Source organism: Gammaproteobacteria bacterium (assembly GCA_022340215.1).
Taxonomy (GTDB): domain Bacteria; phylum Pseudomonadota; class Gammaproteobacteria; order JAJDOJ01; family JAJDOJ01; genus JAJDOJ01.
In genome coordinates, this window is sequence record JAJDOJ010000256.1 from 1 (window position 1) to 14,393 (window position 14,393).

Annotated in this window: 13 protein-coding genes; 10 read left to right on the forward strand and 3 right to left on the reverse strand. The window is 62.9% G+C overall.

Going from position 1 to position 14,393, the window contains the following annotated elements:
- Positions 1–229: 229 nt before the first annotated feature.
- On the reverse strand, positions 230–631 hold the full coding sequence (locus LJE91_17520) for a hypothetical protein (protein ID MCG6870461.1): 402 nt from the start codon (positions 629–631) through the stop codon (positions 230–232).
- On the opposite strand from LJE91_17520, the gene LJE91_17525 reads away from it, so the two are divergent.
- The 9 genes from LJE91_17525 to LJE91_17565 all read left to right on the forward strand — a co-directional run bounded on the left by LJE91_17525 (position 630) and on the right by LJE91_17565 (position 9,283).
- Positions 630–827, forward strand: a complete 198-nt coding sequence (locus LJE91_17525) for a hypothetical protein (protein MCG6870462.1) — start codon at positions 630–632, stop codon at positions 825–827. The two genes, LJE91_17520 and LJE91_17525, sit on opposite strands and share 2 nt — an antisense overlap.
- Positions 828–1,099: 272 nt before the next feature.
- Entirely contained in the window at positions 1,100–3,331 is a 2,232-nt protein-coding gene (hypF, locus tag LJE91_17530) for a carbamoyltransferase HypF (GenBank protein MCG6870463.1), read from the forward strand.
- A 90-nt stretch (positions 3,332–3,421) separates the two neighbouring features.
- On the forward strand, positions 3,422–4,216 hold the full coding sequence (locus tag LJE91_17535) for a PIG-L family deacetylase (protein ID MCG6870464.1): 795 nt from the start codon (positions 3,422–3,424) through the stop codon (positions 4,214–4,216).
- A 72-nt stretch (positions 4,217–4,288) separates the two neighbouring features.
- Complete coding sequence (hypE, locus tag LJE91_17540; protein ID MCG6870465.1) at positions 4,289–5,293, forward strand: hydrogenase expression/formation protein HypE; 1,005 nt, start codon at positions 4,289–4,291, stop codon at positions 5,291–5,293.
- On the forward strand, positions 5,238–5,648 hold the full coding sequence (locus LJE91_17545; protein MCG6870466.1) for a diguanylate cyclase: 411 nt from the start codon (positions 5,238–5,240) through the stop codon (positions 5,646–5,648). The genes hypE and LJE91_17545 overlap by 56 nt, the downstream gene beginning before the upstream one ends.
- 13 nt (positions 5,649–5,661) lie before the next feature.
- A complete protein-coding gene (locus LJE91_17550; protein ID MCG6870467.1) occupies positions 5,662–6,060 on the forward strand; it encodes an antitermination protein NusG in 399 nt (132 codons plus the stop codon).
- Positions 6,061–6,070: 10 nt separating this feature from the next.
- Positions 6,071–7,948, forward strand: coding sequence for a glycerophosphodiester phosphodiesterase (locus LJE91_17555; protein ID MCG6870468.1), 1,878 nt, complete (start codon positions 6,071–6,073; stop codon positions 7,946–7,948).
- Between the two features lie 112 nt (positions 7,949–8,060).
- A complete protein-coding gene (locus tag LJE91_17560) occupies positions 8,061–8,579 on the forward strand; it encodes a hypothetical protein (protein MCG6870469.1) in 519 nt (172 codons plus the stop codon).
- A gap of 89 nt (positions 8,580–8,668) precedes the next feature.
- Positions 8,669–9,283, forward strand: coding sequence for a gamma-butyrobetaine hydroxylase-like domain-containing protein (locus LJE91_17565; GenBank protein MCG6870470.1), 615 nt, complete (start codon positions 8,669–8,671; stop codon positions 9,281–9,283).
- Between the two features lie 31 nt (positions 9,284–9,314).
- Here LJE91_17565 and LJE91_17570 read toward each other — a convergent pair whose 3' ends face one another.
- Together LJE91_17570 and LJE91_17575 are read right to left on the reverse strand one after the other, a co-directional pair.
- Positions 9,315–9,812 (reverse strand): GNAT family N-acetyltransferase, encoded by a 498-nt coding sequence (locus tag LJE91_17570; protein MCG6870471.1) that lies wholly within the window; start codon positions 9,810–9,812, stop codon positions 9,315–9,317.
- A gap of 44 nt (positions 9,813–9,856) precedes the next feature.
- Positions 9,857–10,501 carry a protocatechuate 3,4-dioxygenase gene (locus tag LJE91_17575; GenBank protein ID MCG6870472.1) on the reverse strand — a complete coding sequence of 215 codons (645 nt, stop codon included), beginning with the start codon at positions 10,499–10,501 and terminating at the stop codon, positions 9,857–9,859.
- Positions 10,502–10,903: 402 nt separating this feature from the next.
- Here LJE91_17575 and LJE91_17580 point away from each other — a divergent pair, with 402 nt between their 5' ends.
- On the forward strand, positions 10,904–13,546 hold the full coding sequence (locus LJE91_17580; GenBank protein ID MCG6870473.1) for an AsmA family protein: 2,643 nt from the start codon (positions 10,904–10,906) through the stop codon (positions 13,544–13,546).
- The last annotated feature ends 847 nt before the right edge of the window (positions 13,547–14,393 follow it).

Sequence of the window (14,393 nt, forward strand, 5' to 3'; positions counted from 1 at the left end):
GTGCGAACCCGGGCGACCAGGTCTGCTTCCGGGTTGGTGCGAAACTCGACCTGCTTGAGTCGAACCTGTCCGAAGCCGTTTGCGGCATTATATAAAAGCTTACTGAAGCAACCCCCCAAGCCCTAGCGGCTACTGGACCCCCGGCGACCCCGGGGGTCTTTTTTTGCTGCGATTCCGATCCCTCCCGTTAAGGGATCGGGTACCTGGAATCCGGTCGGGTGAGCGGAACTCATCGCGCGATTCGGCGGAAGGCCTGGGTACGCCCGCCGCGCTCGGTCCAGATCATCAGGTTGTCTCGCAGGGCGAGCCCGTAGGTGCGTGACTGCCGGCTGACCGCGTCCTGCACAAACAGCGATTGCCGGACAATTCTGAGTGTCCCGATACCCGCGAGCTGTTCGTCCAGGTACAGCATGAAGCGTTTGCCGTCGACCATCAGCAGGGTACCGTTTGCACCGGCCCAGGTTCCCTGGAGGGCCCGAAGCGTGACGCCTCGCCCGCCGTATCGCGGACCTCCGTACGGGCCCGTCGTTCCGGGCATGCCGGAAAACGCACCAGGCCAGGGTGTGTTGGCAGGGGGCGTGAAGCCGGCGCCGGCTCCCCAGAAGGACATCGGATCGGTGATGCCCATCATGCTGGTCCAGCTTCCGGCCGGCATGCCGTACGATCCGAAACCATCCATCAGCGATGATCCTCCCATCATCGAGCTGGCGAGATCCGAGGGCCCGTCGCCGAACATCGAATTCCACATCTTTGCCATGACGAGCATGGCGCGCATCAAGGACGCCATGTCACCGGGGGTGATCGTGGCGGAGGGACGGCCCGTCTGAGGCGAGCTCAGCGACAATGCCAGGACCAGCGTAACGAGCCGAGCGCATCGGACGCCGCGCCGCAACGTGGTACGCTGATTTCCGATCGGATTTCGGGATCCTTGAGACATGGCAACCCTGGCCCGGTTGATCTGCGGCGCTGGTTTGAAGGGTGTCCGGCGTAAAAGCCGGGACCAGCGGGGATTCTACGCGCCGCCTCCGGAGAATGAGAACCATGCCAGCGCGACTGCGGTGGCGAGGCGGGCAAACCATTCGACCCAGGGTGTCCAATAGTGCTGCGAGACGCCCCCGTAACGAGGCACTGGGTCGTAACCGGACACGTGCAGGGGGTCGGATTCCGACCCTTCGTCTATCGTCTGGCCCACCGCTACGGATTATCCGGCTGGGTCCGTAACACCGAGGGTCGCGTAGAGATCCTTGCGCAGGGCGAGGTGAAAGGTCTGGACGCCTTTGCCCGCAAGCTCGAGCGAGACGCGCCGAAGATCTCACGTCCCCGCATCGATTCCGTGGAGCCCGTCCCGAGCGGCCCCCTCGAGGGATTCGCGATCAGGTCCAGCGCTCACACCGGCAGGCGGGAGATTCACCTGCCGCCGGACTACTTTACCTGCGAGGACTGCCTGCGGGAACTCGCCGATCCTGCCGCAAGGCGGTACCGCTATCCCTTCATTAACTGCACGCAATGCGGCCCCCGCTACACCATCATCCGCGGATTGCCCTACGATCGCGCCTCGACGACGATGGCGGGATTCCCGTTGTGCGGGCCTTGCAGGGCGGAGTACGAAGACCCGCTGGACCGCCGTTTCCACGCGGAGCCGGTTGCATGCGCCTCCTGCGGTCCGTCGCTGTCCTGGGTTCGGGACGGCGAGACGATCGACGGTACACCCGGTTCACTCGCGGCCTGCGTGGCGGCGCTGGCCGCGGGCAGGGTGGTGGCGGTCAAGGGTATCGGAGGCTATCACCTGATGTGCGATGCGCGCAGCGACGCCGCCGTTCTACGCCTGCGTGAACGGAAAAAACGGCCGGACAAGCCGTTGGCGGTGCTGTTCCCGGCCACGGCAGGACCTCCGGTTTCCATGGACGACGACACGTTCGAACTCCTGAGCGGCCCGGCGCGGCCCATCGTGTTGCTTCCCGACCCCGGTGGTCTTTCGCGGTGGATCGCACCCGGCCTGAAAGAGGTCGGCGTCATGTTCCCGTACAGCCCGCTGCACCACCTGTTGCTCGCGGACGTCGGCGGGCCCCTCGTCGCGACGTCGGGAAACATCAGCGGTGAACCCGTTCTGACGGAGAATCGCGAGGCCGGGAGGCGCCTGAGACCCATCGCCGACGCCTTCCTGCATCACGACCGGCCGATCGAGCGACCTGCCGACGACCCGGTGTTCCGGCCAATCGCGGGGCGGCCGCGCCCGATTCGCATCGGCCGGGGGATGGCTCCGTTGGAGCTCCCGCTGCCGTGGAGACTACGGCACCCGGTGCTGGCGGTGGGCGGCCACCTGAAGAACACGGTGGCACTGGCCTGGGAGGACCGTGTGGTCGTCTCGCCCCATATCGGCGACATGGATTCCCCCCGCAGTCTCGCCGTCTTCGAGGCGGTCGTTGCGGACCTTCAGGTCCTCTACGGCGTGGAGGCGGTCGACGTCGTCCGTGACGCGCACCCCGATTACACCACCACGCGCTGGGTGCGGTCGCGCGGCGTACGTGATACAGCGGTGCTGCATCACCACGCGCATGCCTCGGCGCTTTACGGGGAGTGTCGGGGTGAGGGCGACTGGTTGGTCTTTACCTGGGACGGCACCGGCTACGGCGGGGACGGCACGATCTGGGGAGGGGAAGTGCTTCACGGAAGGCCGGGTGCCTGGCGTCGTGTCGGGTCGTTTCGACCCTTCCGGCTACCTGGCGGAGACCGGGCGGGCCGGGAACCCTGGCGCAGCGCCGCGGCCTTGTGCTGGGAGCTGGGAATCGACTGGAACGATGCTCCCGAAGGCGTAGGGATTGCACGCGTGGCATGGGACCGGCGACTGAACTGTCCCGTCAGTACGGCCGCGGGACGCCTGTTCGATGCGGCGGCGGCAATCGTTCTCGGCGTAACCCACGTGAGCTACGAAGGACAGGGTCCTATGCAGCTCGAGGCGATCGCAGGTGAACGCGGCCCAAGGCTCGCGTTGCCACTGACGGAAAGCGATGGATTACTGCGCATGGACTGGGCGCCCCTGATGTCGCTCCTGATGGATGACGGGCGAGATCGGGCGGAACGTGCGCGCGGATTCCACGAGACCCTGGCCGGCGCCATCGTCGATGTCGCCGGCGAACTGCGTCACGCACTGCCGTTCGGGTTTGTCGGCCTGACCGGTGGGGTTTTCCAGAATCGATTGTTGTGCGAACTGGCGAAATCGGGACTCGAATCGCGGGGGCACGTCGTTCAACTCTGCGAACAGGTACCGTGCAACGACGGCGGCATCTGTTTCGGGCAGATCATCGAGCATGCGGCGCGGGAAGCGGGTTAAACTGATTTGCTGCATCGTTACGGCGGTGACGGCGTCGATTGATGAGGTGTTCCCGCGGATTCGCGTGCCGCTTCTGTAGGGCGAGGGATAGTGAGAGAAGGTATTGCCGAGCTGTACCGGAACCTGCTGTCCCGCGGAAGGAGTCTGGAGGGGTCTCTGGAGGCTTCCGCACTGGTCTTCGCTCCCCATCCCGACGACGAGGTGCTGGGCTGCGGTGGCACGATCGCCCGCAAGGTCGAAGCCGGCGCGACGGTGGATATCGTCATCATGACCGATGGCAGGCATTCGCACGGCCGGTGGATGGATGGGGATGACATGGCCGCGCTCCGTGCCGAGGAGGCGTTGAGGGCCGCCGCGCGACTCGGGGTTGACCCCGAACGCGTGCACTGGATGGGTTTCGAGGACCGGTCGCTCGCAGCCGTCGAGTCAGAGGCCCTCGAGCGCGTCCGGGGGATCCTGGAGGCACTTCATCCCGAGATGATCTTCGTGCCGAGCGCGTACGAGCGACCGAAGGACCACGCCTGGACGAACACTATCGTGTGTGCCGCGCTGAAGGTTTCGGGTCTGCGCTCAAGCGTGTACGAATATCCGGTGTGGTTCTGGATGCAATGGCCCTTCGCCCCGCTGGACCGGCGTGGCGGGCGTCGCCTGTACCGGGTGCTGTTATCGACCTTGAGAGACAACGTCAACCTGCTGGGACGATTCCGTCATGGCCTCGATGTGCGCGGTACCCTGTCGAAGAAGGCGGCCGCGCTGTCCGAATACCGGTCGCAGACCACGCGACTCGCCGGGGATGACTGGCCGGTACTCGGTGACGTCGCCGGCGGCGCTTTTTGCCGTTGCTTCGAGCAGGACCGGGAAGTCTTCCGACGGTTGTCGTCCTGAGCGGGTTCCGGAACCCGGCATCGCAAACCATTCGCGGCGCATCATCGCCAGACATCCGTCAAAGGAGGCAGATTGAACGAGAGTCGGATCACGCTCGCCCACGGCAACGGGGGACGGTTCATGCGCGAATTGATCGACGGAATCTTTGTCCGACATCTCGCCTCGGGTGTGCTGGACACACACGCCGATGCGGTTTCGTTGCCGTTTACCGGTAGCGAGGTCGTGTTCACGACGGACGGATTCACGGTTCAGCCCCTGGAATTCCCGGGTGGGGACATCGGGTCGCTCGCCGTGCATGGCACGGTCAACGACCTGGCCGTCTCGGGGGCTATACCGAAGTACCTGGCGCTCAACGCGTTCATCGAGGAGGGCCTGGAGTGGGAGGTGCTGGAGAGGATCGTAGTCTCGCTGGCGCGCGCCGCCCGCGAGGCAGGCGTGCAGGTTGCCGCCGGAGATACCAAGGTCGTGCGTCGCGGGGAGGGCGGAGGACTCTATCTGGCCACGACGGGAATGGGTCTACCCTCGCCAGGCTTCAGTCTCGGCATGGATCGGATTCGCGAGGGCGACGAAGTGCTGGTCAGCGGACCAGTGGGAGACCACGGAATCGCGGTCATGCTGGCGCGCGAGCAATTCGGTCTGCGGGGCGACGTGGTTTCGGACAGCGCCAGTGTCCTGCCCCTTGCCCAGGCGCTGTCGGGGATGGAAGGCGTGCGTTTCATGCGCGATCCCACGCGCGGCGGGCTGGCGACCGTCGCGCACGAAATCGCCGACGCCACGGGATACGGGGTAGAACTCTGGGAAGACAAGGTACCGGTACGCGACCCCGTGCGGTCGGTCTGCGAGATGCTGGGATACGATCCCTACTACCTCGCCTGCGAGGGCAGGGTCGTGGCGGTGGTCTCGGGGGAGGCCTCGGATCGGGTACTTGCCGCATGGCGTGGGTTTCCGGAAGGAGCGCAGGCCGCCTGCGTGGGCAGCGTGGGCGGAACGGGGGGACGTGTCGTACTGGGAACCGAGCTGGGTGGGCAGCGCTTCCTCGAGGAACTCGAGGACGATCCGCTGCCCAGGATCTGCTGAGGCGATTTCTGTTGACAGAAATCGCCTCAGCATTGGTGTCGCGAGTGTCGTTCCTGAAAATGGGCAGGCGCCGGAGATCCTGTTCCGGTCTGCGGATACCGCGTTATACGATTCGAAAAACAAGGGCAGGAACCAGATCGACATCCATCCGGCGGTGGATTCCGCGTCGCCCCGGGGGCGGCTTTCCTCCGCGAAACCGGTGGTGGAACGGGACAGGACAGGACAGGACAGCAGTCGATACCGGATTCTGGCGGCGAGGAAGAATAACAGCGCCATCGAATCTCCTCTACCACGGCGTACACGCGCCGGTGTGACGGGATACGTGAGGCGTCTGCCGGGCAGCGCATTGACTTGACGGAACAGGGTTTATGATCTCCAAACTACTCCTCACCGCGGCCGTGATCGCGGGCCTCGTGCTCTATCTCCGCTACACCGGTACCCGGTCGGATGACAGCGAAGAAGCGTCCGGGGCGACGCCGCCCCGGTCCACGGATCCGGGCCCCGGCCAGAGCCTGCGGATCGTAGTGATCATCCTGGTGGCGTTCATGATTCTGGGTTCGGCCATGTATCTCTACTTCGAATGGCAGGACCGGTACCGGGTCGTCAGCGTGCGGGTGGTCGATACCCAAAGCGGACAGAGCGTATCCTACGAGGCGCGGCGCGGCGATATCGGGGAGCGTTCCTTCGTAACCCTGGACGGCCTGAGAGTCATACCGGCGGAGACCGAGCGGATCGAGATGACGGCGACCGGAGGAACTTCCCGTTGAGGATCGCGGCATGAACGCGTCGGAGGGCCTACCGGACATCCTGCGTCAGGTCTGGTCGCGCGCGCGCAAGGACTGGAAGCGCTATCTCGTCCTTCACCTCATATACACCGGGTTTGGCGTGGTCCTGCTCGCGCCACTGACCGGCGCCCTCGTCCGCTTCATCGTCGGGCTGTCCGGGCATCCGGCGCTAGCAGACCAGGATATCCTCGGGTTCGCGTTGACGCTTCCCGGGCTGGCTTCGATGATCCTCATCGCTGCGGTCCTGATCACCGTCATGGCGCTCGAACAGGTCTCTTTGATGAGTGTGGCGGTCGGGTCCGTTCGGGGCAGGGAAGTCAACCTGCAGGAGGCCCTGCTCCTGCCCGTGGTCAGGGCCGGTGAAATCCTTTCGTTCGCGATGCGGCTGGTGGTGCGTGTGCTGGTGCTGGTTGCGCCTTTTCTCGCAGTTGCCGGGGTGGTCGCGTGGTCCCTGCTCACGGACCACGATATCAACTACTACCTTTCCGAGCGCCCGCCGGCGTTCTGGGGGGCCGTCACCCTCAGCACAGTTGTGCTGCTCGCGATGACGATTCTGCTGGTCCGCAAGTTGATCGGCTGGTCGCTGGCGCTTCTGCTGGTACTGTTTTCCGGGGAGACGCCAGCCGGTGCGTTTACCGAGAGCGAACACCTGCTCAGCGGCGGCAAGCGGAGGTTGTTCGTCGTATTTCTCGTCTGGGCGTTGGTCGTGCTGCTGCTTGGCGTAATCCTCGGCGGTGTCATACAGATCCTCGGCATGGCTATCGTCCCGCAATTCCAGCATTCCCTGAAGCTTGTCGTCGCCGTGCTTGGTGGTCTGTTCGCCTTGTGGTCACTCGGCAACCTCTTCGTCACGGCATTCGGCTCGGCGACCTTCGCGCTGATTCTGACCACCGCGTATGAACATTTCGGCCCCGGTGTCAGCGACGCAGTGCTTGAAAAGCGGCAAGGACGGCGCGCGGCGCAGGGCCGGGGCCTCTCGCTACCGGGCTTTCTGATTGCACTGGGCGTGGTGGCAGTGGTGGCCGTCGGCACGGGCGCCTGGCTCCTCAAGGGTGTGCGGGTAGACGACGATGTCGCGATCGTCGCCCACCGCGGTGCGGCGGGAAAGTCGCCGGAGAACACGCTCGCATCGGTACGGCAGGCCATCGAGGACGAGACGGACTGGGTCGAGATCGACGTTCAGGAAACCGCGGACGGCGAGGTCGTGGTGGTGCACGACAGCGATTTCATGAAGATTGCGGGTGTGCCGATCAACATCTGGGACGCGACGCTCGAACAGATCCGCGAGATCGATGTCGGCAGCAGTTTCGATCCTCGATTCTCAGGGGAGCGTACACCGACGCTGCGCGAGGTCCTGGAGACGGCCCGGGGAAAGGCCCTGGTCGCGATCGAACTCAAGTACTACGGCCACGACGACAAGCTGGAGCGACGCGTGGTCGACCTCGTCGAGGCATTGGGGATGGTGCCCGAAGTGGCGATCATGTCGCTGCGCCAGGCGGGCATCGAGGAGATCCGGCGGCTACGCCCGGACTGGCCCGCGGGCCTGCTGACTGCCAGGGCGCTGGGTGACCTGACGAAGCTCGATGTGGATTTTCTCGCCGTCAACGCGGGGATGGCGACCCCGGGATTTATCCGCAGGGCGCATGCGGCGGATCGCGAGGTCTGGGTCTGGACGATCAACGATCCAGTCACGATGTCGCGCATGACGTCGCTGGGTGTCGACGGGATCATCACCGACGAACCCGAAATGGCGCGGGAGGTGCTGAATGACCGCGCCGGGATGAGCACGATCGAACGCCTGATCGTCCATGTCGCCATCCTTTTCGGGCGGCCTGTTCCACCCCGAAGCTACCGCGATGACTCTCCCTGAATGTTGCGACACACCCGGGAGGGTAATGACTTTCCTTGAATACGCCGTTGGACCGCGCGGTCGTGGGTGTCGAAAAGCGGTTGCGCTCCTGCTGTGTGCCTGGGTAACCGTCTTGCCTGGCCTTGCCGCTGGCGAGTCGCGGCTCGGCGTTCTGGAACGAACGCTGGAGATGGAGCGCCACGAAATCCTGGGTGCGGTAAAGGCGGACCCCGCGAATTCGCTGGCCCCGTTCACTACCGATGGCTGTAGTGGGGGGCTTTCGTTCGGGTGGCAATACGCGTCGCGTCGGTACCCGGAATTCGCGGATCTGCACGGTGAAACGCCCCCTTGGGAGTCGTGTTGCGTAACACACGACCGGGCGTATCATGCCGGTGGTCCACGTGATGCGACCGCCGAAGAGAGTTTCTCCGCCCGCAGGGCGGCGGACGAGATCTTGCGGCAGTGTGTGCGGGAAACCGGTCAGGAACGCGCCTCCATCGTGGCGGAGGAATACGATGTCCCGGTCTCCAGGGTGCGGATCATGTACATTGCCGTGGCGGACTTGATGTATCGCGCGGTCCGCGTCGGCGGGATCCCCTGCACCGGGCTGCCGTGGCGCTGGGGATACGGCTGGCCGGAGTGCCCAGAGTGAATGATCCCGGTTTCCGATGTGGGAACTCGCACTTCATGCAGGCGGTGATCGATCTACGCCCGCCAGGTTGATCTTTTCGGACTGGAACCATGAGCCGAGCCCGGGAACCCATACCCACGGAAATCACGCTGCATCGCAAGCAGCGCGCCCTCGAACTCGTCTTCGACGACGGCAAGCGGTTCTTACTGCCTTTCGAGTATCTGCGGGTGTTCTCGCCGGCCGCGGAGAACAAGGTTGCGCGGATACAGGGCGACTGGTTGAAGAACAAGGAAGAGGTTGACATCGAGCGCATCGAGCCGGTGGGAAATTACGCGTTGCAGCTCGTGTTCGACGACGGCCACGATACCGGCATCTACTCCTGGGACACGCTTTATCGACTGGGTGTCGAGAAGGCGTCCAACCTGGCGAAATATCGGGCCATTGTCCAGGGTGGGAATGAAGCCGGCACCGGCGGCGAACCTCTGAGGCTGCTCTACTTCGCGACCCTGGCGCAGGCGCTCGGCCGCGAAGGAGAGGAGATCGAGATGACCCGGCCGACCTTCAGCGTGACAGATCTGCTGGGGTATCTGAGGGAGCGCGACGAGATATGGAATCGTCTGCTATCCGGCCCGCTGACCGTGACGGTGAATCGGCAGTTTGCCGAGCCCGAACGATTGCTGAAACCGGGTGACGAGGTCGCCCTCACGCCTGCCAGTGCCGTGTAAGCGTTGTGCCGGGGACTTCCCTCGATCCGGCTCAGGTTTCCGATCCCAGCGCCAGCCAGTTGCGGTGGGGATAGTCACGCACAGGATCCTCGACGGGAAGATGCGCCAGCCCCCTGGCTGAGAAAAAACCCGCCGCGTCGGGATTCGCCCTGACCAGGAGACCCTCGAATCCTCCCTGCCTCGCGGCCTGAATGGAGGCATCGAGCAGGCGTGAACCGATGCCCTTTCCCTGCAGATCCGTTTCGACATAGATGCCGTGGAGCAACAGCGCGCGTGCCGCTTGAGGGGCATCCGCCGCTTCGGCCGGTTCCCAGGCGGCGACCCCGATGACCTCGCCGGCCGCGCCTTCGGCCACCCGAAGGGTCAGGTGATCGAGATCATGTGGCTGGTAACGATAACTCGGCAGCGACAGACGTTTGACGCGATCGGAAACCGACCAGGTCATGATCGCCGCCTCGACCACCGCGTTCGCGGCGTCCAGATCATCGATCGTCATCGGGCGGAGTTTCATCGAATAGCCGGTGGTCATACTGCGCTTTCTGGGCACACAGCCCCGTCCGGTTGCCGGGTGAATCAGGTTGGGGTGACACCGAGGACGATGTCCCACTGCGCCGTCAAGGTGTCGCCGCCGCTCGGGGTCGGGATGAACTCGGTGGTTACCAGGGGGCGCAGGTCGCCGGGTACGCGCTGATAGAGAAAATCCCCTTCGTTCCGTGGGTCACCGGCCACATACAACTGGGTAACGAACGGCACCTCGCCCTCGGGGGGGTACACCGCGACGTGAATATGGGGTGCCCGGCCGGGATAGGGGACCGGACGGATCGTGCGGAAACGGTACCGACCCCGGGTATCGCTGATGGTATGCCCGAAGCCCTGGAATCCCGGATCGATCGGGCGGTCGGCGTTCTCGCGGGGGTGACGGTAGCGGCCGTTGACATCGCACTGCCAGATCTCGATGCGCAGGTCGTCCAGGGCTTGTCCGTTGCGGTCGACGATGCGCCCGGTGAGTTCGGTGATCATTCCGCTGGCTGGACGGTCCTGCCCTCTGACGCGCACCAGGTCGTTGTCGTCATCCAGTGGCACGTCGACCGGGTAGAAGGGGCCTGCGGTCTGGCGGGGTGTTGTACGCAAGGCACCGGCCAGCGCCTTGGGCGGGACATTCGTTAACAGCACTGCCGCGGCGCCCAACAGGATTCGTCTTTTCGATTCGACTGGCATGGGATTCTCCAGGTACGACTTGAATAATAGGACCGGGGACGGCGTGTCCGGTTCCTGCTCCACCGGTGGTGATTCCCGCAACGGAGAGCCGCTGACGTCGAAAGCGCGATGCGGGGTGGTATCAAGTCATGAACGGCGTCGGAGACCGAAGTCGTCGGGTCGGAACAGACCGGTCCGCGGAAATTTGTGGTAACAAGCGCTGGGCGGTAATAATGGCACCCTGCCTGCAGCCCCCGATGGTACCGGTCAGCGGGTGTCCCGGGCGTATGCCAAAAGAGCCGGATGCCTCTGTGGTTTAGCCCCGCCCTATCCTGGATGGGAACGGACGCTTCGTGGCACCGGGTCCGATAGCGTAGCGGATCAGAGCATCCAATCAACCTGAGTGGAAAGGAATCAGTCGAGATGAAGGCCTTCAAGTCTCTGGGGATCGCCCTGCTGGTCGTCGTTATCCTGTTTGCAGGCGTGATCGTCGCACTGGCATTCGTGGACTTCGATCGTTACAAGGGCGTGATCGAGGATCAGATCACCGAAGCCACGGGGCGCAGGTTTCGAATCGAGGGTGATTCGGATCTTAGCGTATCGCTGGTTCCCGGCATCGTCCTGCGCGACGTGAGCCTGGCGAACGTCCCCTGGGGCACGGAGAGCGAGATGGTCCGGGTCCGCGAGGCCGAGCTCAAGGTGGCGGTGCTTCCACTGCTGTCGGGTCGCATCGAGGTCCGCAAATTGATCCTGATCGATCCAGAGATCGTGCTTGAGACCGATGCCGAGAGCAGGGTCAACTGGGCGATGGGCAGAGAGCGGACCGAGCCGGAAGAGCCCGAAGCGCCGGAGTCGGGCGGTGTCGGTATCGACGTCGCGCTGTACGAGGTCAGGCTGGAAAACGCCCATCTGCTTTACCGGGATGGGGTGTCGAGTCGCGAGATGGTGCTGAACCTCGATGAATTGACCATCAATCGAAACCTCTCGGGCCAGCTCGAGTGGAGGATCGCCGCCCTGCTGAACGAGATCCCGGTCAATATCGACGGAACGACGAGTTACCTGACGGACCTGCTGAACAACCAGCCATTCCGGAGTGAGATGGAAGGGACCGTAGGAAACGTCGCGTTCACGATGACCGAGACGGTCAAGGCAGCCCTGGACACTACGGCCCTTAAACTCAAGGCGAGTGTCGAGGCTCCAAACCTTGAGACCGTCACCGGACTTTTGGGCACCGAACTGCCCGATATCGCCCCGATCCGGTTCGAGGGGGAGATCTCCGACACCGAAGGCGATTATCGGATCAGGCTCGATGGGAAGGCCGCGGATATCGATCTCGCCCTCGCTGGTACGTTGGCGAAGGCGTTGGACGGTACGGGAATCAATATGGATTACGAGGTCAAGGCGCCGGACCTGGGGACGATCGCCACCATCGCGGGCACAGATCTTCCCATGATCGGGCCGATCGAGTTGAGCGGCAAGGCATCGGAAGCCGAGGGGTTCTACCGGCTGACCGCGGTGGGGGCACTTGCCGACCTCTCCGTCGATGCGCAGGGCCGCATTGCCAGGTCTTTCGATCCCGATGGGATGACGGTGTCGGCGAAACTCGAGGCGCCAAACTTCGACACCGTCTCGAAACTGACGGGAAGGGATATACCGGATATCGGCCCGCTCAGCGTCAAGGCGGATCTGACCGACACCGGGGATGTCTATGAGATCGCCCTCGACGGGTCCGCCGGCAAGGTGCACGTGGCGACCGATGGCAGCGTAGCGGCCTCCCTGGATGGCAAGGGTGTCGACATGGCATTTGCCCTCCAGTCCCCGGACCTCAAGGTGCTCGGCGTGCTTGGTGGTACGGATCTGCCGGCGGTGGGCCCGGTCGACGTCAAGGCGAAGCTCAACGACATCGATGGCGGATACCGGGTGTCCGCGCTCGAGGCGAAGGCGGGGGATAGTGATCTGAGCGGTGAGGCCTCTGTCGCCTATGAGGCCAAACCGATGCGCGTGGTGGCGAAACTGAGCAGCACTCGACTCAACCTGGAACCTTTCGAGAAGGCGAAGCCGGCGGCTAAGGTGGAGACCAAACCGAAGGAGGAGGGAGCAGCCGAAGCCGACACATCGAAAGAGCGTGTATTTTCAGATGATCCCTTGCCCTTCGACAGATTGAAGGAGATCAATGCCGACATCCGTCTCGACGCGAAAAGCGTGGAGATGCAGGTACGCGAACTGAAAGACGTCGTCATCGGACTGAAACTCGATGACGGCAAACTCGAGATTCAACCGCTACAGGCAAAGTCCGGTAACGGCGATATCAAAGGGGACGTGATCGTTGATGCGTCTGGGTCGGACCCGAAGCTCGATATCGAGATCGATGCGACCGAGGTAGTACTCGGTGAGATCAAGGGGTTGAAAGATGTCGTTACCGATGGAAAGACATCAATGACGATCGACGTGAAAGGGGCCGGAAAGTCGATGCACGAGATCATGGCCGGACTCAACGGCAAGGTGGTGGTCGACGTCGGCAAGGGCGAGATCGACAACAAGGCGATCAACCTGATCGGTGCTGACATCATCGTGCAGATCCTCGGGGCCATCAACCCGTTTGGGGATAAGGCGGAGAAGGCACCGATGGACTGCGCGGTCGTAAACTTCACGATCAAAGAGGGGGTCGCCACCACCGACAAGGGCATCGTCCTGCAGACCGACAAAATGTTCGTCATCGGCAACGGTCAGATCGATCTCGATTCCGAGAAGATCGACATTGCGATCCGCACCCAGGGGCGCGAAGCGCTGGGCGTCAATGTCGGCGACGTGACCAAGATGATGGGCGTTGGCGGGACACTCGCACATCCGACCCCGGCCCTTGACGTCAAGGGAACCGCGGCGGCGGGCGCTACCGTCGGCGCGGCCGTGATGACCATGGGGCTGTCCTATGCCGCGCAGAAGGCCCTCGAAACGGCCATCAAGGACCGCACACCCTGTCTGACCGCATTGGGCAAGGCGCCACCGCCTGAAGAGCCAAAGGCGAAAGACGGGACCGGCTCCGAGGGGACTGCGACGCAACAGTAGGCAAAGTCATGTTGAGTACGACATTCAACCGGATGCTGCCCCCGGAATACCGGGGAGTGCCTTGTCTGCACACCGAGTTCGCGCGGCGGTTCGATCAATGGTTGCTTGATTGCCAGTACCGAACGAACGGCAAGGAAGTTACCTTGGACAGCAGAGTCGGACGGCAATGAAGCCATCGGACTCGCTACCGCATTACCAGAAACCTGATGCGGAAAAAATTTAATGTTTTTGAGCCGCCACCGCCGCAAATCCCAGGACGATTGTCGGGTCGATACGGACGGACATTAGAACCATGGTTCGAGTTACAGAGTCCTAGTGTCGCGCCGGTTGCGGCGGACATAGCCGAAAACACACGGGAGTGGTTTATGGTGCCGAGGAGAGGACTTGAACCTCCACAAAAAATCATATAAACATATATAAAACATATAGATAAAAATACAACAACTTTTCGCGCTCCACACGCGCTCCACGCTAATCATTGATCCAGCACAACGCACAGACGATTCATCGCTGCCTTGTGAGCGTGTGCACTTATCCGCATCCGCGTAGCACGTGGTTAATGAAAAATCGAAATCATCCCGTATAAGGCGATATATTTGCGTTAAATTGAACCGTTGTCCGGGGTAGCAAGTCATCGCCCAGGTTTCTCTGGTTGCAACCTTTGTCAAAACCCCAGGATTTGTTAGGGATAACCGCATGAATTGAAAAGTAGCAGGAGTGATGGATAAAAAGCCCAAGCATATTCTGGTAGATGCTGGGTATGATTATCCAGCATGTGGAACTACGGAGTTGGCTTATTTATGTTGGTTGGTGAAGCAGACTGGCCAAAACCCGAGACAAAGACATG

Coding starts and splice junctions, on each gene's coding strand:
- LJE91_17555 (MCG6870468.1), top strand. CDS start 6,071: ATGAACGCGTCGGAGGGCCTACCGGACATCCTGCGTCAGGTCTGGTCG.
- LJE91_17565 (MCG6870470.1), top strand. CDS start 8,669: ATGAGCCGAGCCCGGGAACCCATACCCACGGAAATCACGCTGCATCGC.
- LJE91_17520 (MCG6870461.1), bottom strand. CDS start 631: ATGATGGGCATCACCGATCCGATGTCCTTCTGGGGAGCCGGCGCCGGC.
- LJE91_17580 (MCG6870473.1), top strand. CDS start 10,904: ATGAAGGCCTTCAAGTCTCTGGGGATCGCCCTGCTGGTCGTCGTTATC.
- LJE91_17570 (MCG6870471.1), bottom strand. CDS start 9,812: ATGACCACCGGCTATTCGATGAAACTCCGCCCGATGACGATCGATGAT.
- LJE91_17575 (MCG6870472.1), bottom strand. CDS start 10,501: ATGCCAGTCGAATCGAAAAGACGAATCCTGTTGGGCGCCGCGGCAGTG.
- LJE91_17525 (MCG6870462.1), top strand. CDS start 630: ATGCTGGTCCAGCTTCCGGCCGGCATGCCGTACGATCCGAAACCATCC.
- LJE91_17550 (MCG6870467.1), top strand. CDS start 5,662: ATGATCTCCAAACTACTCCTCACCGCGGCCGTGATCGCGGGCCTCGTG.